The organism is Pseudomonas sp. PIC25, from assembly GCF_002286785.1.
Classification (GTDB): Bacteria; Pseudomonadota; Gammaproteobacteria; order Pseudomonadales; family Pseudomonadaceae; genus Pseudomonas_M.
The window spans coordinates 1-22,084 of record NZ_MUJY01000057.1 but is presented as its reverse complement, the minus strand read 5'-3'; the positions used below and the strand labels follow the sequence as shown (position 1 = coordinate 22,084).

Annotated in this window: 18 protein-coding genes; 11 read left to right on the top strand and 7 right to left on the bottom strand. The window is 63.9% G+C overall.

Features of this window, described 5'->3' with window-relative positions; translation table 11 throughout:
- Positions 1–22: 22 nt before the first annotated feature.
- The gene (locus BZL41_RS06210; RefSeq protein ID WP_095598479.1) at positions 23–2,020 is read right to left on the bottom strand and encodes an alpha-1,4-glucan--maltose-1-phosphate maltosyltransferase; all 1,998 of its coding nucleotides are present in this window, start codon (positions 2,018–2,020) and stop codon (positions 23–25) included.
- A gap of 265 nt (positions 2,021–2,285) precedes the next feature.
- On the opposite strand from BZL41_RS06210, the gene BZL41_RS28465 reads away from it, so the two are divergent.
- From BZL41_RS28465 to BZL41_RS06200, 3 genes are all read left to right on the top strand, one after another.
- Positions 2,286–2,444 (top strand): hypothetical protein, encoded by a 159-nt coding sequence (locus BZL41_RS28465; RefSeq protein WP_168190954.1) that lies wholly within the window; start codon positions 2,286–2,288, stop codon positions 2,442–2,444.
- Positions 2,445–2,516: 72 nt separating this feature from the next.
- On the top strand, positions 2,517–3,176 hold the full coding sequence (locus BZL41_RS06205) for a DUF6766 family protein (RefSeq protein WP_095598478.1): 660 nt from the start codon (positions 2,517–2,519) through the stop codon (positions 3,174–3,176).
- A gap of 178 nt (positions 3,177–3,354) precedes the next feature.
- Positions 3,355–3,531 (top strand): general stress protein, encoded by a 177-nt coding sequence (locus BZL41_RS06200; RefSeq protein WP_084335279.1) that lies wholly within the window; start codon positions 3,355–3,357, stop codon positions 3,529–3,531.
- Between the two features lie 279 nt (positions 3,532–3,810).
- Here the strand turns inward: BZL41_RS06200 and BZL41_RS06195 are convergent, their stop codons facing one another.
- The 4 genes from BZL41_RS06195 to BZL41_RS06180 form a co-directional block, all read right to left on the bottom strand.
- A complete protein-coding gene (locus tag BZL41_RS06195) occupies positions 3,811–4,734 on the bottom strand; it encodes a Ku protein (protein ID WP_095598477.1) in 924 nt (307 codons plus the stop codon).
- A gap of 25 nt (positions 4,735–4,759) precedes the next feature.
- On the bottom strand, positions 4,760–5,620 hold the full coding sequence (locus BZL41_RS06190) for an SDR family oxidoreductase (protein WP_095598476.1): 861 nt from the start codon (positions 5,618–5,620) through the stop codon (positions 4,760–4,762).
- Between the two features lie 180 nt (positions 5,621–5,800).
- Positions 5,801–6,031, bottom strand: coding sequence for a DUF3077 domain-containing protein (locus BZL41_RS28995; protein WP_095598475.1), 231 nt, complete (start codon positions 6,029–6,031; stop codon positions 5,801–5,803).
- A gap of 435 nt (positions 6,032–6,466) precedes the next feature.
- On the bottom strand, positions 6,467–7,483 hold the full coding sequence (locus BZL41_RS06180) for a zinc-dependent alcohol dehydrogenase family protein (protein WP_095598474.1): 1,017 nt from the start codon (positions 7,481–7,483) through the stop codon (positions 6,467–6,469).
- A 310-nt stretch (positions 7,484–7,793) separates the two neighbouring features.
- On the opposite strand from BZL41_RS06180, the gene BZL41_RS06175 reads away from it, so the two are divergent.
- The 5 genes from BZL41_RS06175 to BZL41_RS06155 all read left to right on the top strand — a co-directional run bounded on the left by BZL41_RS06175 (position 7,794) and on the right by BZL41_RS06155 (position 16,291).
- Positions 7,794–8,714: a LysR family transcriptional regulator gene (locus BZL41_RS06175; RefSeq protein WP_095598473.1), complete on the top strand. Its 921-nt coding sequence runs from the start codon at positions 7,794–7,796 to the stop codon at positions 8,712–8,714.
- 197 nt (positions 8,715–8,911) lie between these two features.
- Positions 8,912–10,138, top strand: a complete 1,227-nt coding sequence (gene mexE, locus BZL41_RS06170) for a multidrug efflux RND transporter periplasmic adaptor subunit MexE (RefSeq protein WP_095598472.1) — start codon at positions 8,912–8,914, stop codon at positions 10,136–10,138.
- Between the two features lie 87 nt (positions 10,139–10,225).
- The gene (locus BZL41_RS06165; protein ID WP_095598471.1) at positions 10,226–13,396 is read left to right on the top strand and encodes an efflux RND transporter permease subunit; all 3,171 of its coding nucleotides are present in this window, start codon (positions 10,226–10,228) and stop codon (positions 13,394–13,396) included.
- Positions 13,393–14,826, top strand: a complete 1,434-nt coding sequence (locus BZL41_RS06160; protein WP_095598470.1) for an efflux transporter outer membrane subunit — start codon at positions 13,393–13,395, stop codon at positions 14,824–14,826. Before BZL41_RS06165 ends, BZL41_RS06160 begins: the two co-directional genes overlap by 4 nt.
- 457 nt (positions 14,827–15,283) lie before the next feature.
- Positions 15,284–16,291, top strand: a complete 1,008-nt coding sequence (locus BZL41_RS06155; protein ID WP_095598469.1) for a TRAP transporter substrate-binding protein — start codon at positions 15,284–15,286, stop codon at positions 16,289–16,291.
- A gap of 145 nt (positions 16,292–16,436) precedes the next feature.
- On the opposite strand, the gene cydB is transcribed toward BZL41_RS06155, so the two are convergent.
- Both cydB and BZL41_RS06140 read right to left on the bottom strand, forming a co-directional pair.
- Entirely contained in the window at positions 16,437–17,441 is a 1,005-nt protein-coding gene (gene cydB, locus BZL41_RS06145; protein WP_095598467.1) for a cytochrome d ubiquinol oxidase subunit II, read from the bottom strand.
- Positions 17,431–18,879, bottom strand: coding sequence for a cytochrome ubiquinol oxidase subunit I (locus BZL41_RS06140; RefSeq protein WP_095598466.1), 1,449 nt, complete (start codon positions 18,877–18,879; stop codon positions 17,431–17,433). Before BZL41_RS06140 ends, cydB begins: the two co-directional genes overlap by 11 nt.
- Positions 18,880–19,176: 297 nt before the next feature.
- Here BZL41_RS06140 and BZL41_RS06135 point away from each other — a divergent pair, with 297 nt between their 5' ends.
- The 3 genes from BZL41_RS06135 to BZL41_RS06125 all read left to right on the top strand — a co-directional run bounded on the left by BZL41_RS06135 (position 19,177) and on the right by BZL41_RS06125 (position 21,959).
- Positions 19,177–19,647, top strand: a complete 471-nt coding sequence (locus BZL41_RS06135) for a hemerythrin domain-containing protein (RefSeq protein WP_095598465.1) — start codon at positions 19,177–19,179, stop codon at positions 19,645–19,647.
- 409 nt (positions 19,648–20,056) lie between these two features.
- Complete coding sequence (locus BZL41_RS06130; RefSeq protein ID WP_095598464.1) at positions 20,057–21,226, top strand: hypothetical protein; 1,170 nt, start codon at positions 20,057–20,059, stop codon at positions 21,224–21,226.
- A 10-nt stretch (positions 21,227–21,236) separates the two neighbouring features.
- A complete protein-coding gene (locus BZL41_RS06125) occupies positions 21,237–21,959 on the top strand; it encodes a DUF892 family protein (protein ID WP_095598463.1) in 723 nt (240 codons plus the stop codon).
- Positions 21,960–22,084: the final 125 nt, after the last annotated feature.

The following is a 22,084-nucleotide window of genomic DNA, read 5'->3' as shown; positions in this document are numbered from 1 at the left end:
CTTGCCGTCCTTCTATGGGGCCTCAGCGGGCCGGATGGATACGCCAGATGCCAAACGGCATCGTCGGTTCGAGACGCATCCACTGGGTCTTGCCGTACCAGGTCCAGCGGTGCCCGGTCATCAGGTCCTCGCCGTGCATCGCCGCGTCGTCCGGCAGGCCGAACTCCCACAGCGGAATCTCGAAATGCGCCTCCTGGGCGTGGTGCGGGTCGAGGTTCACCGCCACCAGCACGAAGTTGCTCAGGTCGGCCGTGTGCTTGCCGAAATAAAGAATGTGGTCGTTCCAGGCGTTGTAGAGCTTCAGCCCCAAGTGCGTCTGCAGGGCTGCGTTTTCCCGGCGGATGCGGTTGAGCTGGGCGATCTCTGCGACGATGTTGCCCGGTGCCTGGTAGTCCCGTGGGCGGATCTCGTACTTCTCCGAGTCCAGGTACTCTTCCTTGCCCGGCACCGGTGCCGACTCGCACAGTTCGAAGCCCGAATACATGCCCCACAGTCCGGAGCCCATGGTCGCCAGCGCGGCACGGATGAGAAACCCCGGCCGCCCGCTGGTCTGCAGGAAATACGGATTGATGTCCGGCGTGTTGACGAAGAAGTTCGGCCGGTAGCACTCGCTCAACGGTGGCCGGTTCAGTTCGGTCAGGTACTCGCTCAGCTCGGTCTTGCTGTTGCGCCAGGTGAAATAGGTGTAGCTCTGGGCGAAGCCGAGCTTGCCCAGGCGCGCCATCATCGCCGGGCGGGTGAACGCCTCGGCAAGGAAGATCACCTCGGGATACTTGGCCCGCACATCGGCGATCAGCCACTCCCAGAACGGCAACGGCTTGGTGTGCGGGTTGTCCACGCGGAACAGCTTGACTCCCTCTTCCACCCAATGCACAACCACATCGCGCAACGCCAGCCAGAGATCGGGCATCGCGTCCTTTGCGTAGAAATCCACGTTGACGATGTCCTGATATTTCTTCGGCGGGTTTTCCGCATAGCGGATGCTGCCGTCCGGCCGCCAGGCGAACCAGCCGGGATGCTGCTTCAGCCAGGGGTGATCGGGCGAGCACTGAATGGCGAAATCCAGGGCGATTTCCAGGCCGTGGTCCGCCGCGGCGGCCACCAGGCGACGGAAGTCCTCGCGGCTGCCCAGTTGCGGGTGGATGGCATCGTGGCCGCCCTCGACACTGCCAATGGCATAGGGGCTGCCGGGGTCGTCCGGGCCGGCGTTGAGCGAATTGTTGCGGCCCTTGCGGTGCTTGCGGCCGATGGGATGGATCGGCGGGAAATACAGCACGTCGAAACACATGTCGCGAATCTTTGGCAGCCGCGCGATCACATCGTCGAAGGTGCCGTGACGGGCCGGATCGTCGGTCTCCGAGCGTGGAAAGAGCTCGTACCAACTGGCGAACTGGGCCAGGGGCCGATCGACGTCCAGTGGGTATTCCGGGCTACGCACCCGATGGCGATGAGGATCGGCGGCAGCCATGGCGGCGGCCGTCTCGCCGGAGAGCAGCAGCGTCACTTTATCCAGCTCGTGGGGCGCCGCGTTGTAGCGCTCGAGCAGTTCCACCAGCACCGCCCGGGTCTCGCCCTGGCTGCGCTCGACGGCCTGGACGAACTGCAGCCGCCCCTCTTCCAGCTCCAGCGCGATAGGCACGCCGGCGGCATGCTTCTTGGTCAGCTCGTAGCGGTAGGTTTCGAAAAGGTCCCACCAGGCCTCGATGGCGAACTGGTGCGGGCCGATCTTCGTCGGAACGAACTGTGCCTGCCACAAATCGTTGCCCAGGTGCTTCAGGCGGGTACGGTGCCAGCCCTGCTCGCCCTCGGCGCGCCAGAACAGCGCAGCGGCCAGTTGGTCGTGACCGTCGGCGAAAATCTTGCTGGTGACGACGACCGGCAGTCCGACGATGGCCTTGGCCGCGAAACGCCCCTGTTCGATGACCGGCGAGGTGGACTCGATGGCGATGCGCGGGGCCGCCATGGCCCTTTCCAGAGCGTTCCGGGCATCGGTTTCGAACGGGGGTCTGGCTTCGGCCATCGAGCATTCTCCTTCGCCTTCGGGCGCAACGGCACCTTCCCCTTAGGTTTAGCCGGCACCTGGCTTGTCATGTAGCGGAGGAAGGCGGTGATAGACGGGGACAGCAACAAGCCAGCCTGTCTTTTCCGAGCCGTCGACAGGGTAAAAAGTTCACTATCCCGCGGCTTCCCACCGATCGCCCGCCCTGCTGCGAACCGGAACTTCTGCTCGTCCGGGGCCCTCCATTGCAGTGGTGATCGCTTTTTTACGTAGGGAGGAGACAGCCATGTCGCAACACCGTCCTGACGTTCCGCAGCCCGACCCGGTGGTGCACGACAACCCGGGCGACGTTCCCCTGGTCCCGGAATACGAACCGCTCGACGATCAGCCAGGCGTGCCGCTGGTCGGCGAAAAAATTCCGGACAGCGAACCCTCCACTTACTGAGCACGCCAGCACGCACCGCCACGGACAACGAGGCAGGGATGCCGCCTCAATCGACCCGTATGGGGAAACGCTATGAAAGGCATATGGCACAGGAATGGCCTGTCGTTGAGTCTCTTCGGCTTGTTCCTGATATTTCAGATCGGTCTAAGCCTGGTCGGTTTCGAGCAGCACAACCAGGACCAGATCAGCCACCAGCAACCCACGCTCGGCTACCTCGCCTACCTGACCAGCGATCACTTCATGGAGGCGACCATGGAGAACTGGGAGAGCGAGTTCCTGCAAATGTTCGCCTACGTCCTGCTCACCGCTTACCTGTTCCAGAAAGGCTCGGCCGAATCGCGGCCGTTCGGCGACACGCCGCCCTCCGACGTCCCCCCGTACAAGGTCAACCCGGACGCGCCATGGCCGGTCCGACGTGGCGGATGGGTGCTCAGACTCTACGAATACTCGCTCAGCATCGCGTTGTTCGCGCTATTCCTGCTCTCCTTCGTCCTCCATGCCGTCAGCGGTGCCCGCGAGTTCAGCCAGGAGGAGCTGCTCCACGGCGGTACGGCGGTCACCACCCTGGAGTACCTGGGCACCGCCCAGTTCTGGTTCGAATCGTTGCAGAACTGGCAGAGCGAATTCTTTTCCATTGGCTTCATGGTGGTGCTGAGCATCTTCCTGCGACAGAAAGGTTCGCCGGAATCGAAAGCCGTCGATGCCCCCCACAGTAAAACCGGCAGTGAATGAACCAAGGCGCAAAACAACAATTACGCAAGTGCATATGTTCAGCGAATAAATAGCAAAAAATATTATGAACCTTTTTCTGCCGCTTGCTTCTCACTTTATGAGGCGTCATGAAGACGTCCTTAATAGCCCAGCTTCCGTTGGGCAAATTCCTTTTTGAATGCACAGAGGAGTACTCGCAATGGCAGAACATCGCGGTGGTCGTGGCAACTTTGCTGAAGATCCGCAACGCGCATCCGAAGCGGGTCAGAAAGGCGGCCAAGTTAGCGGCGGCAACTTCAAGAATGACCCGGAGCGCGCCTCCGAGGCAGGCCGCAAAGGTGGCAAGAACAGCCATGGCGGACGCAACAACAGCTAAGGCTGGCGTCCGACCGAGGGGCAGGGACGCCCCACTTTTATATCTGTAATCCGTTCTTCTTTTTTAATTAGCAATTCATTTGAAGAAAAATATCAAAGCGATATCAACTTGACTTCAAAACGAGCGAAACGGACAAATTGACACCCTGACAATAACAACGAAGCGGCAATAAAAAGCTGATAGCGCAACGCAATCAACTCTCTGCTTCCAAATCCCAAAAACAAACGATCGCCCGGCAAAGTTCGCCCGGCGATCGTTTGCTGTTTTCGAAAATCGATGTCAGCCGGCCTTCTTCTTCTCACCCTTCGCAGGGGCCGCCTTGCGCGTGCGCTTGGCGGCCGGCTTACTCTTGCTCTCTTCCTTGGTTGCTGTCTTGGCGCGGCTGGGGCTACTTGCCTTGTCGCCGGCCTTGCCACCGCCACCCAGGCTGCGCTTGAGCAGCTCGGTCAAGTCGATGACATCGGCGCTACGGCGTTCATCAGGTTCTTCAGCGGCGCGCACCGACTCGATCTTGCCCTCGGTGGCCTTGCGTTCGACCAGGGCCATGATCTGCTCCTCGAAGCTGTCGCGGTACTGCTCGGGGTTCCACTCCTCGCTCATGTCCTCGACCAGCCGCCGCGCCATGTCCAGCTCCCGCTCCGCCAGCTTGGCGTTCACCGCCTCGTCCTTCAGATCGATCGCCTCCACCCCGCGCACCTCGTCGGCCCAGCGCAAGGTGTTGAGCACCAGCGCTGGGCCAAGCGGCATGACCACCGCCAGGTGTTGCTTGGAGCGCAGCACCACATTGGCCAGGCCGACCTTGCCGGTGGATTCCAGGGTCTCGCGCAGCAACGCATATACCTTCTCGCCGCGCCGGTCCGGCGTCAGGTAGTACGGCGTGTCGATATAAAGGAAGGGAATCTTCTCGGCATCGACGAAGGCAATGATGTCCACCGTCTGCGTGGCCTTGGGATGCGCCGCTCGGATCTCCTCCTCGCTGATCACCACGTAGCGCCCCTTCTCGTACTCGATGCCCTTGACGATGTTCTCCTTCTCGATTTCCTTCCCGGTGATCTTGTTGACCCGCTTGTAGCCCACCGGGTCCATGCTGCGCTTGTCCAACCAATCGAAATCGATGCCCTTGCGGGTCGTCGCCGGCACCAGCGACACCGGAATGTGCACCAGGCCGAAGCTGACCGCGCCTTTCCAGATCACACGAGGCATGCCGTGTCCTCCCGCTCGCGACGGATCAACCGTTGACCACCGAACCGCCGTTGATGTGCATCACTTGGCCGCTGACGTAGGACGAATCGTTGCAGGCCAGGTAGACATAAGCCGGCGCCAGTTCTTCCGGCTGGCCGGGGCGGCCCATCGGTGTGTTGGCACCGAACTCGGAGACCGTCTTCTCGTTGAAGGTGGACGGAATCAGCGGCGTCCAGATCGGCCCCGGCGCCACCGCGTTCACGCGGATACCGCGCGATACGAGGTTCAGCGACAGCGAACGGGTGAAGGCGGTGATCGCGCCCTTGGTGGTCGAATAATCGATCAGCATCGGATTGCCCTTGTAGGCAGTGATCGAGGTGGTATTGATGATCGCCGCGCCGGACTGCAAATGCGGCAGCGCCGCCTTGGTCAGCAGGAACATGCCGAAGATATTGGTGCGGAAGGTGCGCTCCCACTGCTCGTCGCTGATGTCTTCCAGACGCTGCTGCGGGTGCTGCTCGGCGGCATTGTTCACCAGGATGTCGAGATGGCCGAAGGTACTCATCGCCTGCTCCACCGCCTTGCGGCAGAAGGCGGGGTCGCCGATATCGCCGGCGATGGTCAGGCAACGGCGCCCGAGCTTCTCGATCTCGCGGCGGGTCTCCTCGGCATCCTCGCGCTGGTCGAGATAGAGCACCACGACGTCCGCGCCCTCCTTCGCGTAAGTCACGGCCACGGCGCGACCGATGCCGCTGTCAGCGCCGCTGATCATCGCCACCTTGCCTTCCAGCTTGCCCGCCGCCTTGTACTCTTCGGCCTTATAGTCGGGGCGCGGATGCATCAGGCTTTCCTTGCCGGGCGTGCGTTCCTGGTGTTGCGGCGGCATGGTTTGCTTGGCTTGAGACATGCTGTTTTCCTCCCGTCGTCGAAAAATCCAACTTGTCTTTGGAGGACTGACAGAGGGTGGGAAAAGTTTCCATATTCCTGACCGGGGGGCCAGCACCTCTCTCCCGCACGGGAGAGGTCAAATCACATCAAGCCGACTGCCCCTCCAAGCAAGCCACCAGGGTCGCCCTGGCCATATTGATCAGGTAGCCGCAAGCCTCTGCCCGTGTTCGTCGCCGCCCTGACTCGCCAGCACCTCGGCGGCATCCAGCAGATGGCAGGCGCTTTCCAACGCATCGGTCAGAGGGATGTCGGGTTGGACCGAGAACAGACGGCGGATGCCATCGCTGCAAGGGTGGGAGGGTTGGGAGGTGGACTTGCCCCTATCAAACCGGACACCGGCCCCCCGAAGGTGTCCCCACGCAACCTGGATAACGCACGTTGCAGACGCGAAAGTACGTCAGCAGACAGGGAGAGCTGCTGAACCTAACAAATCGGGCGGCCAAGCCCGGACACGGATTCTGCCGCGGCGACGGCATAGGACGTAGGCAAAGAAACGGGCAAGCGCACATTGCGATGGGAGCGAATTCATTCGCGAATGCTGGTTGCACCTAAGCCAATGATCGCCGATGAATTCGTGTCGCCCTCAACTCCGCCCCCACCCCAGCCCTCTCCCCAGTGGGGCGAGGGGCAGTCCGTGCGGGCGTTTAACTTCGCAGATACACCTGTAGGGGCGAATTCATTCGTCCAGCGATGCCCCGGTCGTGACTTGCTGAGCGCGACACCCGCCCGCTTTTCGTAGGAGCCAGCTCTACTGGCGAAGCTCTTTGCATTGCCCCACTCGCAAACAAACTCCGCCCAGCAACCCTCACTCCACCTGCAACACCACCCGGCCGCGGCTCGGGCAGGTTTCCATGTAGCGATGGGCGTCCTGCACCTTGTCGAAGGCGAAAACCCGGTCGATCTGCGGCGTGAGCAGCCGGTCGGCAGTCATCTGGTTGATCCGCGCCAGGGCGCGTTCCAGCGCTTCGCGCTCCTGGACGATGCCCAGTTCGGGGTCACCGGTGAAATCGAAGACACAGTGAACGAAGAACTTGAAGTTCTTCTTGAACGCCGCACAGGCCGGGAACGGCGTCTGGTTACCACCGTTGAGACCGTAGAGGATCAGCTTGCCGCACGGCGCCATCACGTCGCCGAGCATGCACATCTGTGGGCCGCCCAGGGCATCGAAGACCACCTCGACGCCACGGCTGTCGGTGAGCTTGGCGATGCGTCCGACGAGGTCTTCCTCTTCGGTATTGATCACTTTGTCCGCGCCGAGCTGGACCAGGTACTCACGATCGTCTTCCGTCGACGTGGTAGTGATCACCTGGGCGCCCATGGCCTTGGCCAACTGGATCGCAGCCGGTCCGGAACAGCGGCTGCCGTCGGTCACCAATACGCGCTGGCCGGGTTGCAGGCGGGCCAGCTCGGCGAAGGCGAAATAGGCGATCAGCAGCGGCGTGTAATGGACGCTGGCCTCGACCGGGGTCAGCAGGTCCGGATAGCGGGTCAGTGCGGTACGCGGCATCAGCATGCAGTCGCCGTAGGCCGGGTACTGGTTGACGCTATGCGCCGGGAAGCTGGCGACACGCGAGCCCACCGGCAGGTCGTCGACGCCCTCGCCGACGGCCAGCACCTCGCCCGCCAGTTCATGGCCGAGCCCGGCCGGGAGCCGCGCATGCTGCGGAGCCAAGTCCTGGCGCCAGAGCACGTCGCTCCAGCTCACGCCGATGGCCGCCACGCGGACCAGCACCTCGCCCGGCCCCGGCTGCGGCGTGGGTTGCTCTTCGAATTTGAGCACGTCGGCCTGGCCGAACTGGTGAAAACGGATAACCCGGGACATTGCTACCTCACGGATTGACACTTCATTGCTTGGGGACTCTAGCCCCTGTCGTTCGACAAAACTACCCGCCCGGATCGATAGTTGTCATGCCTGAGAGTGATTCAAGGCGGCAGCGGGAGCGCATTATGGGCTCCCGTGCGATGGTTCCGCCAATGCACGTGAGACTGTTCACGTGGAAAAACATGTGTATATTTATACACCCCTGCTGTGGTTACCCTGGCAATTTCGCTTTGAAAGCGCGGTTCGGCTTGGCGGGCACAGGCGTAGCATTGGACACTGATCGAGCCCCCGGCATTTCGAGTGAAAGGGAATGAATCGCAACGACCTGCGCCGCGTCGACCTCAACCTGCTGATCGTGTTCGAAACGCTCATGCACGAGCGCAGCGTGACACGCGCGGCGGAAAAACTCTTCCTCGGCCAGCCGGCGATCAGCGCCGCCCTCGCCCGCCTGCGCTCGTTGTTCGACGACCCGCTGTTCGTCCGTACTGGCCGCAGCATGGAGCCCACCGCCCGGGCCCAGGAGATCTTCAACCACCTGTCGCCGGCGCTGGACTCAATCTCCACTGCCATCAGCCGCTCGCAAAGCTTCGACCCAGCCACCGCCGAGGCGGTGTTCCGCATCGGCCTGTCCGACGAAGTGGAATTCGCCCTGCTGCCGCCGATGCTACGGCGCATCCGCACCGAGGCGCCGGGGGTGGTGCTGGTGGTGCGACGCGCCAACTATCTATTGATGCCCAGCCTGCTGGCCTCCGGCGAGATTTCCGTAGGTGTGAGCTACACCGACGAGCTGCCGGCCAACTCCAAGCGCAAGACGCTGCGACGCAGCCGTCCCAAGCTGTTGCGTGCCGACTCGGCGCCGGGGCCCATGAGCCTGGACGACTTCTGCACCCGCCCGCATGCCATGGTGTCGTTCGCCGGCGACCTCGACGGCTTCATCGATGAAGAACTGGCCGTGCTCGACCGCACCCGCAAGGTGGTCCTGGCGGTGCCGCAGTTCAATGGCCTGGGCAGCCTGCTGGCCGGCACCGATCTGGTCGCCACGGTGCCGGACTACGCCGCCGACGTGCTGGCAGCCGGTGGCGGCCTGCGGGTGGAGGATCTACCCTTCGAGACCGAACGCTCCTTCGAGCTGTCCATGGCCTGGCGCGGTGCCCTGGACAACGACCCCGCCGAGCGCTGGCTGCGCTCGCGCATCCAGATGTTCGTCGGCGATCCGGACAGCCTGCAATGACTTCGGGCGGCACCGTCATGGCTCACGATGCCCGTCCATTCGGGCCGACCGCCGTCTTTCCGTCCATCGATGGCGCCACCTTGGTGCAGTGCAAACATCATTGTTCGTGATAATCAAAATCTTAGCGTTCGATTAGCGCTCGGCAGGGGCCGCCAGCAGACTTCACGGGTCTACTAATCCGACTAGCGGAGTCAGCAATGGAACAGTCACTCAAGGCCTTGCGTTTGCCCCTGGCCGCTCTTGCCGTCGTCGTACTCAGTGCTTGCGGCCGTGCGCCGGAAGCCACTACCGCGGCTCCGGTGCCCAGCGTCAGCGTGGCCAAGGTGATTCAGCAGCCCATCAATGAATGGGACGAACTCACCGGCCGCCTGGAAGCACCGGAATCGGTGGAGATACGCCCGCGCGTTTCCGGCTATATCGACCGCGTCGCCTTCACCGAAGGCTCGCTGGTGAAGAAAGGCGACCTGCTGTTCCAGATCGACCCGCGTCCGTTCGAGGCTGAGGTGAAGCGTCTGGAAGCGCAATTGCAACAGGCCCGCGCCAACCAGACCCGTACCGCCAGCGAGGCCCAGCGTGGCGAGCGCCTGCGTTCGAGCAACGCGATCTCCGCCGAACTGGCCGATGCCCGCGCCAGCGCCGCCCAGGAAGCCAAGGCCGCGGTCGCCGCGATCCAGGCGCAACTGGAGGCTGCCCGCCTCAACCTCAGCTTCACCCAGGTCACCGCCCCCATCGATGGCCGCGTCGGCCGCGCCGAAGTGACCGCCGGCAACCTCGTCAATACCGGCGAATCGCTGCTCACCACCCTGGTTTCCACCGACAAGGTCTACGCCTACTTCGAGGCCGACGAGCGTGTCTTCCTCAAGTACAACGAGCTGGCCCGCCAGGGCGCGCGCAGCGAGGAAAGCCCGGTCTACCTCGGCCTGAGCAACGAGGACGGCCACCCATATCTGGGCCACATGGACTTCATGGACAACCAGGTCGACCCGCGTACCGGCACCATCCGTGGTCGTGCCGTGTTCGACAACCGAGACGGCCGTTTCACCCCCGGCCTCTATGCCCGCCTCAAGCTGGTCGGCAGCGGCACCTACGACGCCGTGCTGATCAAGGACGTCGCGGTGGGCACCGACCTGGGCAAGAAGTTCGTCCTGGTACTCGACGCGGAAGGCAAGGTGAATTACCGCTCCATCGACCTCGGCCCGAAGCTGCACGGCCTGCGAATCGTCCGCAACGGTCTTGGCGAAGGCGACCGCATCGTGGTCAACGGCCTGCAACGGGTACGCCCGGGCATGGCGGTAGAAGCCAAGGACGTACCGATGGCCGACGAGGAAACCATCGCCGCCCTACGGGAAGAGCGCCGTGCCGTGGAAGCGGCCGAGGCGCCACGAGTCGCCGACCAGCGCGCACCGGCCAAACCGAGAAGCTGATAACCGAGCGGCCGGACCAACCCGCCGCCATGACAGAACACCGAAGCGGACTGCTGCCTGCGTGCGGCATTTTCCAGGAGCGCTTCCATGAAATTCTCGCAATTCTTCATCCAGCGGCCGATCTTCGCCGCGGTGCTCTCGCTGATCATCCTGATCGGCGGAGCCATCTCGCTGTTCCAGTTGCCGATCAGCGAATACCCGGACGTGGTACCGCCCACCGTGGTGGTGCGCGCCAACTTCCCCGGCGCCAACCCCAAGGTGATCGGCGAAACCGTCGCCTCGCCGCTGGAACAGGCGATCACCGGCGTCGAGGGCATGCTGTACATGTCGTCCCAGGCCACCGCCGACGGCAAGATGACACTGACCATCACCTTCGCCCTCGGTACCGACCTGGATAACGCCCAGGTCCAGGTGCAGAACCGGGTGACCCGCACCATGCCGACCCTGCCCACCGAGGTGCAGCGTCTCGGCGTGACCGTGGACAAGGCCTCCCCCGACCTGACCATGGTGGTGCACCTGACCTCGCCGGACGACCGCTACGACATGCTCTACCTGTCCAACTACGCCGCGCTCAACGTCAAGGACGAGTTGGCACGGCTGGACGGCGTGGGCGACGTGCAGCTCTTCGGCCTCGGCAACTATTCGCTGCGCGTCTGGCTGGACCCGAACAAGGTGGCCTCGCGCAACCTCACCGCCACCGATGTGGTCAACGCCATCCGCGAGCAGAACCGCCAGGTGGCGGCCGGCTCCCTGGGCGCTCCGCCGGCGCCGGGCGAAACCAGCTTTCAGTTGTCCATCAACACCCAGGGCCGCCTGGTCACCGAGGAAGAGTTCGAGAACATCATCATCCGCGCCGGCGACGACGGCGAGATCACCCGGCTGAAGGACATCGCCCGCATCGAGCTGGGCTCCAGCCAGTACGCCCTGCGCTCGCTGCTGGACAACAAGCCGGCGGTGGCCATCCCGATCTTCCAGCGGCCCGGCTCCAACGCCATCGCCATCTCCGACTTGGTGCGCGAGCGCATGGCGGAATTGAAGAAGAACTTCCCGGAAGGCGTGGACTATTCCATCGTCTATGACCCGACCATCTTCGTCCGTGGCTCCATCGAGGCCGTGGTGCACACCCTGCTGGAGGCCATCGTTCTGGTGGTCCTGGTGGTGGTGCTGTTCCTGCAGACCTGGCGCGCCTCGATCATCCCGCTGGCGGCCGTTCCGGTATCGCTGATCGGTACCTTCGCGGTGATGCACCTGTTCGGCTTCTCGCTCAACGCGCTGTCGCTGTTCGGCCTGGTGCTGGCCATCGGTATCGTGGTGGACGACGCCATCGTGGTGGTGGAGAACGTCGAGCGCAACATCGGCCTCGGCAAGACGCCGGTGGAGGCCACCAAGCAGGCGATGAAGGAAGTGACCGGGCCGATCATCGCCACGGCCCTGGTACTCTGCGCCGTGTTCGTGCCGACCGCGTTCATTTCCGGCCTCACCGGCCAGTTCTACCAGCAGTTCGCACTGACCATCGCGATCTCCACGGTGATCTCGGCGTTCAACTCGCTGACTCTGTCGCCGGCCCTGGCCGCCACCCTGCTCAAGGGGCATCACGAGCCGAAGGACGCTTTCTCGCGCTTCCTCGACAAGCTGCTCGGCGGCTGGCTGTTCAAGCCGTTCAACCGCCTGTTCGACCGTGCCAGCCATGGCTACGTCGGTACCGTGCGCCGCGTGTTGCGCGGCAGCTCCATCGCGCTGATCGTCTACGGCGGCTTGATGGGTCTCACCTACCTGGGCTTCTCCAGCACCCCGACCGGCTTCGTGCCGGGGCAAGACAAGCAGTACCTGGTGGCCTTCGCCCAGTTGCCCGACGCCTCCACCCTCGACCGCAGCGAAGACGTGATCCGCCAGATGTCGGCCATCGCCAGCAAGCATCCAGGCGTGGAAAGCACCGTGGCCTTCCCCGGCCTGTCGATCAACGGTTTCACCAACAGCCCGAACAGCGGCATCGTCTTCGTCACGCTGAAGCCGTTCGACCAGCGCAAGGACCCGTCGCTCTCGGCCAATGCCATCGCCGGCGCGCTGCAAGGGCAGTTCGGTGCGATCCAGGAAGCCTTCATCGCCATCTTCCCGCCGCCGCCCGTCATGGGGCTCGGGACCATCGGCGGTTTCCGCGTGCAGATCCAGGATCGCGGCAGCCTCGGCTATGAAGAACTCTACGCCCAGATGCAGAACGTCATCGCCAAGAGCCAGAGCGTACCGGAGCTGGCCGGGTTGTTCTCCAGCTACCAGGTGAACGTGCCGCAGATCGACGCCGCCATCGACCGCGAAAAGGCCAAGACCCATGGCGTGGCGATCAGCGACATCTTCGATACCCTGCAGATCTACCTGGGCTCGCTGTACGCCAACGATTTCAACCGCTTTGGCCGTACCTATCAGGTGAACGTCCAGGCCGAGCAGCAGTTCCGCCTGGAACCCGAGCAGATCGGCCAGCTCAAGGTGCGCAACAACCGGGGCGAGATGGTCCCGCTGTCCACCTTCGTCAAGGTCAGCGATGCCTCCGGGCCGGACCGGGTGATGCACTACAACGGCTTCCTCACCGCCGAGATCAACGGCGCCGCCGCACCGGGCTACAGCTCCGGCCAGGCCGAGGCCGCCATGGAAAAACTGCTGCGCGAGGAATTGCCCAACGGCATGACCTACGAATGGACCGACCTGACCTACCAGCAGATTCTCGCCGGCAACACCGCGATCTTCGTCTTCCCGCTCTGCGTGCTGCTGGCCTTCCTGGTGCTGGCCGCGCAGTACGAAAGCTGGAGCCTGCCGCTGGCGGTGATCCTGATCGTGCCGATGACCCTGCTGTCCGCCATCACCGGGGTGATTCTCTCCGGCGGCGACAACAACATCTTCACCCAGATCGGCCTGATCGTACTGGTGGGCCTGGCGTGCAAGAACGCGATCCTCATCGTCGAGTTCGCCAAGGACAAGCAGGAGGAAGGCATGGATCGTCTCAGCGCGGTGCTGGAAGCCTGCCGCCTGCGTCTGCGACCGATCCTGATGACCAGCTTCGCCTTCATCATGGGGGTGGTGCCGCTGGTGCTCTCCTCCGGCGCCGGTGCCGAAATGCGCCACGCCATGGGTGTGGCGGTGTTCTCCGGCATGCTCGGGGTGACCTTCTTCGGCCTGCTGCTGACCCCGGTGTTCTACCTGTTGATCCGTGCGTTCGTGGAGAAACGCGAAGCGAAGAAAGCCCTGCTGAAGGAGGCCCACGCATGACGCGGCCGTTCGCAACCCCGACCACCTCGCGGCCCACGGCGCTACACGCGCCGCTGGCCCTGGCGCTGAGCCTGGTCCTTTCCGCCTGTGCCGTGGGCCCCGATTACCAGGCGCCGCAAACCGAGCCGGCGCGCCTCGCCCAAGCACAGGACGCGGACTATGACCGTGCGCGCTTCGAGTCGGCCTGGTGGCACCAGTTCGACGATCCGACCCTGGATCGCCTGGTCGACAAGGCCCTGGCGGAAAACCGCCAACTGCGTGTCGCCTATGCCCGCCTGCAGGCGGCGCGAGCGATCCGCGACGATGTCGGCAACGACCCGTTGCCCACGGTCACCAGCCGCGCCAGCGCCGAGATCGGCAAGGGCCAGCAGCCGGGGCAGACCGAGAACCGGGTCAATGCCGAGCGTTACGACCTCGGCCTGGACATGGCCTGGGAGCTGGACCTGTTCGGCCGCATCCAGCGCCAGATCGAGGCCAGCGATGCCGAGATCGGCGTCGCCGAGGCCGAACTGCAGCAATTGCAGGTCAGCCTGATCGCCGAGCTGGTGGACGCCTACGGCAACCTGCGCGGCGCCCAGTTGCGCGAGCGGATTGCCCGGGAAAACCTGAAGAACCAGCAGGAATCGCGGGCCCTGACCGAGCAACTGCGCGAGGCCGGCGTCGGCAGCGAGCTGGACGTGCTGCGCGCCGATGCCCGTCTGGCATCTACCGAGGCCACGCTGCCGCGCCTGCAAGCCGAACAGGTGCGGGCGCGCAACCGTATCGCCACCCTGCTCGGCCAGCGCCCGGATCAGCTGAGCGAAGACCTGGCACCCCGCGAGCTGCCGGCCATCGCCAAGGCCCTGCCGGTGGGCGACCCGGCCGAGCTGCTGCGCCGCCGGCCGGACATCCGCGCGGCCGAGCGCCAGTTGGCCGCCGCCACGGCGAACGTCGGCGTCGCCACAGCCGACCTGTTCCCGCGGGTCAGCCTGTCCGGCTTCCTCGGTTTCACCGCCGGGCGCGGTTCGCAGATCGGTTCCTCGGCGGCCAGGGCCTGGGGCGTGGCACCGACCATCAGTTGGGCCGCCTTCGATCTGGGCAGCGTCCGCGCCCGCCTGCGCGGTGCGAAAGCCGACGCCGACGGTGCCCTCGCCCAGTACGAGCAGCAGGTGCTATTGGCATTGGAAGAGTCGGAAAACGCCTTCAGCGACTACGGCAAGACCCAGCAACGGCTGCTGTCGCTGCTGCGCCAATCCGAAGCCAGCCGCGCGGCGGCCGAACAGGCGGCGATCCGCTACCGCGAAGGCACGGTGGATTTCCTCGTGCTGCTCGATGCCGAACGCGAACGCCTGTCGGCGGAAGACGCCCAGGCCCAGGCGGAAGTCGAGCTGTACCAGGGCATCGTGGCCATCTACAAGGCGCTCGGGGGTGGCTGGCAGCCCCAGGCCTGATTGTTTCCTCCCTGATCGGTGCTCCTGGCCGATCGCCTAGCCCGCGACCCCCACGCTCCTGGTCGCGGGCTTTTTTATTTAGCTCTGTCTCACCTACGAGGAGGCTCGGCGTTGCCATTGTAGGAGCGAGCTCTGCTCGCGAAATCGACAGCGCAGAAACTTCGTCAGCAGAGTTGGCCTAGAGCGGATCGGCAAAAATCCGCTCACCGCAAAACCAAAAATGGCGAACTTTCGCCACATCCAGCGCTAGACACGTCAATTCGTTGGCTAAAATCAGGCATGGCCAAATGCCAACTATTTGGCACAGGCATTGCGATGCAGTCGCGCCAAAGTTTGGGATGGACCTTCGATGGGGAACGGCGCTTCTCGCCGATCAGGTCATCCGAACCACAGCCGACACACACCGGGCAGCTCCTCGCCGCCCGACATCGATGAATAAAAAAGAAAAAGGACAGCCATGCTCAAGTCACTCTTCGCCTCGGCCGCCTGCGCCCTGCTGCTGGTTTCGACCAGCGCGCACGGCGCCCAACCCGGCTCGCCGATCGTCATCAAGTTTTCCCATGTGGTCGCCGACGACACGCCCAAGGGTCACGGTGCCCTGCTCTTCAAACAACTGGTGGAAGAGCGCCTGGAGGGCCAGGTCAAGGTGGAGGTCTACCCTAACTCCACTCTGTACGGCGACGCTAACGAGCTGGAGGCCCTGGCCAACAACCAGGTCCAGCTGCTGGCGCCGTCGCTGGCCAAGTTCGAGCAGTACACCAAGCAATTGCAGGTCTTCGATCTGCCGTTCCTGTTCGACGACCTGGAAGCGGTCAACCGTTTCCAGAAGCGCTCCAAAGGCCGCCAGTTGCTGCGCGCGATGGAGAAGCACGACATCGTCGGCCTCGCCTACTGGCACAACGGGATGAAACAGTTGTCCGCTACCCACCCGCTGCGTGTTCCGGCGGATGCCGCCGGGCTGAACTTCCGCATCCAGCCCTCCGGCGTCCTTGAAGCGCAATTCGCGCAGATCGGTGCGAAGACCCAGAAGCTGCCGTTCGCGGAGGTCTTCAACGCGCTGAAGAGCGGCACGGTGCAAGGCGCGGAGAACCCCTGGTCGAACATCTACAGCAAGCAGTTGCACCAAGTGCAGCCCTACATCACCGAGACCAACCACGGTGTGCTCGACTACATGCTGGTGAGCAATGCCAAGTTCTGGTACGGCATCCCGCATCGCACCCGCGTCGAGCTGGAAGCGATCATCGATGAAGTGACCTACGCGGTGAACCGCGAGGCCGAAGCCCTCAACACCGCCGACCGCGCCCGCATCCAGGCGTCCGGCAGCACCCAGTTGATCACCCTCAACCCGGAAGAACGCGAAGCCTGGCGCGCCGCCATGCGCCCGGTGTGGCAGCAGTTCGAGGATCAGATCGGCAGGGACGTGATCAAGGCCGCCGAAGCGGTCAACCGCAAGCAACGCCAGTAACCGCCCCTGCGGGCCGCCCGAGCGGCGGCCCGCGCTCAGCCCATGCCCATCGCCCAGCGCACCCCGTAGGCCAGCAGCGACACCGCCGCCACGCCACCGCACCAGAGCCCGACGAACCAGGCCAGTTGCCGCCAGCGCGTGTGCATCAGTGATAGCCCTCGCCGACGTGGATCTTGCCGCGGAACACCCAGTAGCTGTAGACCGTGTAGCTCAGGATGATCGGCAGCAGGATGACCACGCCCGCCAGGGTGAAGAGCTGGCTTTTCTCCGGCGCCGAAGCCTCCCAGATAGAGACCGACGGCGGCACGATGTTCGGCCACAGGCTGATGGCCAGCCCCAGGTAGGAAAGCACGATCAGCACCAGGGTCAGCACGAACGGCTGGACCTCCCGGTGCCGCACCACCGCCCGCACCAGCGCCAGCATGGTCACCCCGACCAGGATCGGCACCGGCATGAAATAGAACAGGTTCGGCAGGCTGAACCAGCGTTCGGCGATGGCCGGATGGGTCCAGGGCGTCCACAAGCTGACGATGGCGATGGCCGCCAGCAGCAGGCAGGCCAGCGGCAGCATCAGCTTGAACATGCGCTGCTGCAGGTCGCCGGCGGTCTTCATGATCAGCCAGCCGCAACCGAGCATGGCGTAGCCGACGATCAGCGCCAGGCCGGTGAACAGCGGGAACGGCGACAGCCAGTCGAACGGTCCGCCGGCAAAGCGTCGCCCCTCCACCGGTATCCCGTCGATGAAGGCACCGAGCACCACACCCTGGGCGAAGGTGGCGAGCACCGAGCCGCCAATGAAGGCGGCGTCCCACAAGTGCCGGGTGCGCTTGGCCTTGAAACGGAACTCGAAGGCCACGCCCCGGAAGATCAGCGCCACCAGCATCAGGATCAACGGCATGTAGAGTGCCGTCAGCACCACCGAATAGGCCAGCGGGAAGGCTGCGAAGAGACCGGCACCGCCAAGCACCAGCCAGGTTTCGTTGCCGTCCCAGATCGGCGCCACGGTGTTCATCATCACGTCGCGGTTGTCCTTTTCCGGAATGAACGGAAAGAGGATGCCGATGCCCAGGTCGAAGCCATCCATCACCACGTACATGAAAATGCCGAAGCCGATGATGGCGGTCCAGATCAGCGGAAGATCAATGTCCATTGCGGTCGCTCCTCACATCCTGACGCTCGTCGTCCTCGATATCCGGCTCGGCGCCCGACAGCGGACGCATCGGATGGCGGGTATGGCCGGGGCCTGAATCTTCCGGCGTGGGAATCTCGCCGATCTCCTGCGGGCCCTTGCGCATCAGGCGCAGCAGATAGGTGATGCCGACGCCGAAGACCACGATGTAGGCCACCACGAAGATGCCGAGCGATACGCTCATCTGCCCCACCCCATGGTCCGACACCGCGTCGGAGGTGCGCAGCAGGCCGTAGACCACCCAGGGCTGGCGGCCGACCTCGGTGGTGATCCAGCCGGCCAGCAATGCCAGCAGCCCCGACGGGCCGAGCAGCATGACGAAGCGGTGAAAGCCGGGAGAGTCGTACAGGCGGCCGCGCCAGCGCAGGTAGCCGCCGATCAGCCCGGCGAGGATCATCAGCAGGCCGAGCCCGACCATGACCCGGAAGCTCCAGAACACGATCAGCGAGTTGGGCCGGTCCTCCTTGGCCCACTCCTTCAGCCCGCGAATCTCGCCCTCCCAGTCGTGCGCCAGGATCAGGCTGCCGAGCCCGGGGATGCCCAGCGCATAGCGGGTGGTCTCCGCCTCCATGTCCGGCAAGCCGAACAGCAGCAGCGGCACGCCGCGCCCGGTTTCCCAGTGGCCTTCGATGGCAGCGATTTTCGCCGGCTGGTGTTCCAGCGTGTTGAGCCCGTGCAGGTCGCCGACCACCGCCTGCACCGGCGCCACCAGCAGCGCCATCCACATGGCCATGGAAAACATCATGCGGATGCCCGGCTCCTCGCTGCGCCCCTTGAGCAGGTGCCAGGCGGCGGTGGCGCCGACGATGAAGGCGGTGCTGATGAACGCGGCGATCGCCATGTGGGCGAGACGGAACGGGAACGAGGGGTTGAAGACGATCTGCAGCCAGTCCACCGGCCGGAACACCCCGTCCACCAGCTCGTGACCCTGGGGTGTGTGCATCCAACTGTTCGACGAGAGAATCCAGAAGGTCGAGATCAACGTGCCGATGGCGACCATCAGCGTGGCGAAGAAGTGCAGCCCCCGGCCCACCTTGTTCCAGCCGAACAGCATGATCCCGAGGAAGCCCGCCTCGAGAAAGAACGCGGTGAGCACCTCGTAGGTGAGCAGCGGCCCCATGATCGCCCCGGCACTCTCCGACAGACCGGCCCAGTTGGTGCCGAACTGGTAGCTCATCACGACCCCGGACACCACGCCCATGGCGAAGGTAACGGCGAAGATCTGCAGCCAGAAGCGATAGAGCTGGCGATAGACCTCCTGGTGAGTGCGCAGCCAGAGCCCCTCCAGCACCGCCAGGTAGCTGGCCAGGCCGATGCTGAAGGCCGGAAAAATGATGTGGAACGAAATGGTGAAGGCGAACTGGATTCGCGCGAGTTCGAAAGCGTCCAGACCGAACATGAATCATCCCCCAGGTGGCGAAACGCCGGGCCCTGGCGACGGGCCAGGCGTTCCAGGTGGCAGGTCGCGATCAGCCGGCATCCGATCCGCTGCGGCGGGTAGCCGCCGATCCTGGCCAACCCATACCCTGGGTTATGACGGGCAAGCGTGGGCAAAGTTTCTCCCTTGCGCTTCTGCGCACCGCCATCCGGCGACACGCCCTGAACTACCGCAAGCGGGTGCGATCCACTCTTTCAAGGGCCGCTTCCGTGGCCCAGCGTTGCCGTGATTCAAAGAAGCCCGTGATAAGGAGACGACATGAAAGACGCAATCGAACTGCTCATCAGCGATCACGAGAAGGTACGCGGCCTCTTGGAGGAACTCAGCCAGACCACCGACCGCGCCGAGAAGAAGCGTCAGGAGCTACTGCAAAAGATCGAAATGGAACTGCACGTTCACACCACTATCGAGGAAGAAATCTTCTACCCCGCCTTCCGCGACGCCGGCACCAAGGAGGACAAGAAGATGTTCTTCGAGGCGGTCGAGGAACACCGCGCAGTGGAAGCCCTGGTGGTACCGGACCTGAAGAAAACCTCGCCAATCGGCACCGAGTTCGCCGGCCGGGTCAAGGTCCTCAAGGAATTGGTCGAGCACCACGTCCAGGAAGAGGAGCAATCGATGTTCCCCCGCGCCCGCGAGCTGTTCGGCAAGCAGCAATTGCAGGAGCTGGGCGAGCGGATGGAGAACCGCAAGAAGGAACTGATGCGCGAGCAGCGCAAGGCTGCCTGATCGCCCGATGCCGGGCGCCGCGGGCCGGACCCGATGTTCGGCCCGCGGCTTGGTCTGCCTTCATCGGAACGACGACCCGACAACCGCCGACCACTCATCCGCCTGGCCCGAACTATCGCTGGTACGGTCGTTCGACTGTTCGAGTGCCCGCGCTCTTGCGAGCCCTCCTCCGCCGGTCTCCGGTGGTTCCGTGATTACGCATGAGGAGTTGCCGTCATGTCCGTCGTCGATAGAAACGAAGTCGAATCCCCGATCCCCAGCACCCATGGAGGAGGCATCGCCGTCGCCACCGCCCGCCTGCCGCGCCACATGGTCCGGCCCGCGCTGCCTGGGATCGCAGGACTGCTTCGTCCACGGCTCTCCCAACCCTGAACGCAACGGCCCCATCCGCAACCCATTGGGAGCAATCATGAAGAAACTATCGAGTCTGCTAGATGCAAAGGGGTACCCGCTCGAGAAACAGAAGTTCACCTGGAAGGACCTGACCGGCAAGCCCATCAGCAAGCTGGATGACGATGCCTTCACCCGGGTGCGGGTCATCCTGATGAATGGCATAGAGAACGATGCCTTGCGCCTGAAGCACATCGGCGCACGCATGAACCGAGAGCTGCGCCTGCCGCTGGCGGAAGTGCGGCGGGTCGAGCACTTCCAGGCCACCATGGTCAACTGGCTGCTGTCCGCCGACCATTCGCCGATCGAAACCACCATCGCCTACGAGCAGGTGGCCATCGAAGTGACCGCCGCGGTCGCCCAGACGGAGCCCGACCCCTATCAGGCCCAGACCTACCGCTACGGTCTGCTGGAGGATTTCGATCACCTCTACCGCTATTCCGCCCTGCTCGACCGGGTGGAAGGCAAGGATGCCAACAACATCCTCCAGGGCTATACCGACATCGTCCCCGGTCGCCGCACCGCCCTGGAATTCCGCGCCCCCGAGGACGACCTGCGGGAGAGTTACGACAAAGAGAACGCCGCGCTGATCACCAAGATCCACGCGGCGATGATCACCGCGGCGGAGTACCAGACCCACGACTACTACATGAACATCGGCCCGACTTTCGCCGACCCGATCGCGCGTCAGCTCTACGCCGAGATCGCCTCGGTGGAAGAGCAGCACGTGACCCAGTACGGCTCGTTGCAGGACCCGGACGAGAGCTTCCTGGAGAAATGGCTGATCCACGAGGCCATGGAGGTCTACAACTACCACGGCTGTGCCGAGCAGGAGCCGAATCCTCGGGTCAAGGCGATCTGGGAGCGCTTCCTGGACTACGAACTGGGCCATCTGAACCTGGTCTGCGAGCTGTTCAAGAAATACGAACGGCGCGACCCGGAAGAAGTGCTCGGCGGCGAGCTGCCGGCCATGGTGGAGTTCAAGAGCCAGCGCGACTTCGTGCGCAAGGTGCTCGCCGAAGAAGTCGACCTGCGCAGCAAGGGCACCGAATACGTTCCGCTGAATCAGGAAAGCAAGGCGAGCATCGCTTACCGCGAACAGCTCAATTCCGAAGGGGTCGCCGCCGACATCGTCTCGGCCGGCTACACCTGGGCACCTGGCACCGAACTGGCACGCAAGCGCGCCTGAGGAGATCAGCATGCAGAACAAAGTGAAGACCGGCCTGAACATGACCGGGGCGCAGATGTCGCCCGATGACAGCGAACGCATGCTCGACGCCGCCTTGTCGATCAAGCCCGACGTCAAGGGCACCACCAAGGGCATCGCCGAACAGCGCCGCCTGCGCGTGGTGGAATCCGACCAGGTGGGTTCGGTGCCGATTCCTGGCACGGCCAAGGGCATGGTAAAAACCGCCATCAACAAGCTGATGGGCAAGCAACCCGAAGTGCTCATCGATAAGCTCGGTGAACGCCTGGCCTTCGAGCGCTCTGGCACCCGCCTGTACGAAGCACTGATCGCCAAGGCGGAAGCCCTGGACGGTACGCCGGAGGCGATGCTGCGCGACCTGCGTCATTTCCAGAAGGAAGAGGCCGACCACATGCAATTGGTGGCGGAAGCCATCGAACGCCTCGGCGCCGACCCGACCGCGCAGACGCCCTGTGCCGACGTCACCGGCGTCGCCTCGATGGGCATCATGCAGGTCATCACCGACCCGCGCACCACCCTGTCGCAATCGCTCAACGCCATCCTCATGGCCGAGCTGACCGATAACGCGGGCTGGGAGTTGCTCATCGCGCTGGCCCGCCAGGCCGGTCAGGCGGAAATCGCCGAAGCCTTCGGCAAGGCGCTGAAGCAGGAGCAGCACCACCTCGTCACCGTCCGCGCCTGGCTGGAAAGAGACCTGACCAGCCAATTGAGCTGAGGCCACTGGTCTTGTGCTCCTTGGGTGAGTAAACATCCACGTTCGTAGAACGTGGACTTGCTTTTGGCCCCCTAGAAGGGGGCACGGCCAGCCCTCAAAGAAGGCTGGCCGTCCGTATCACGCTA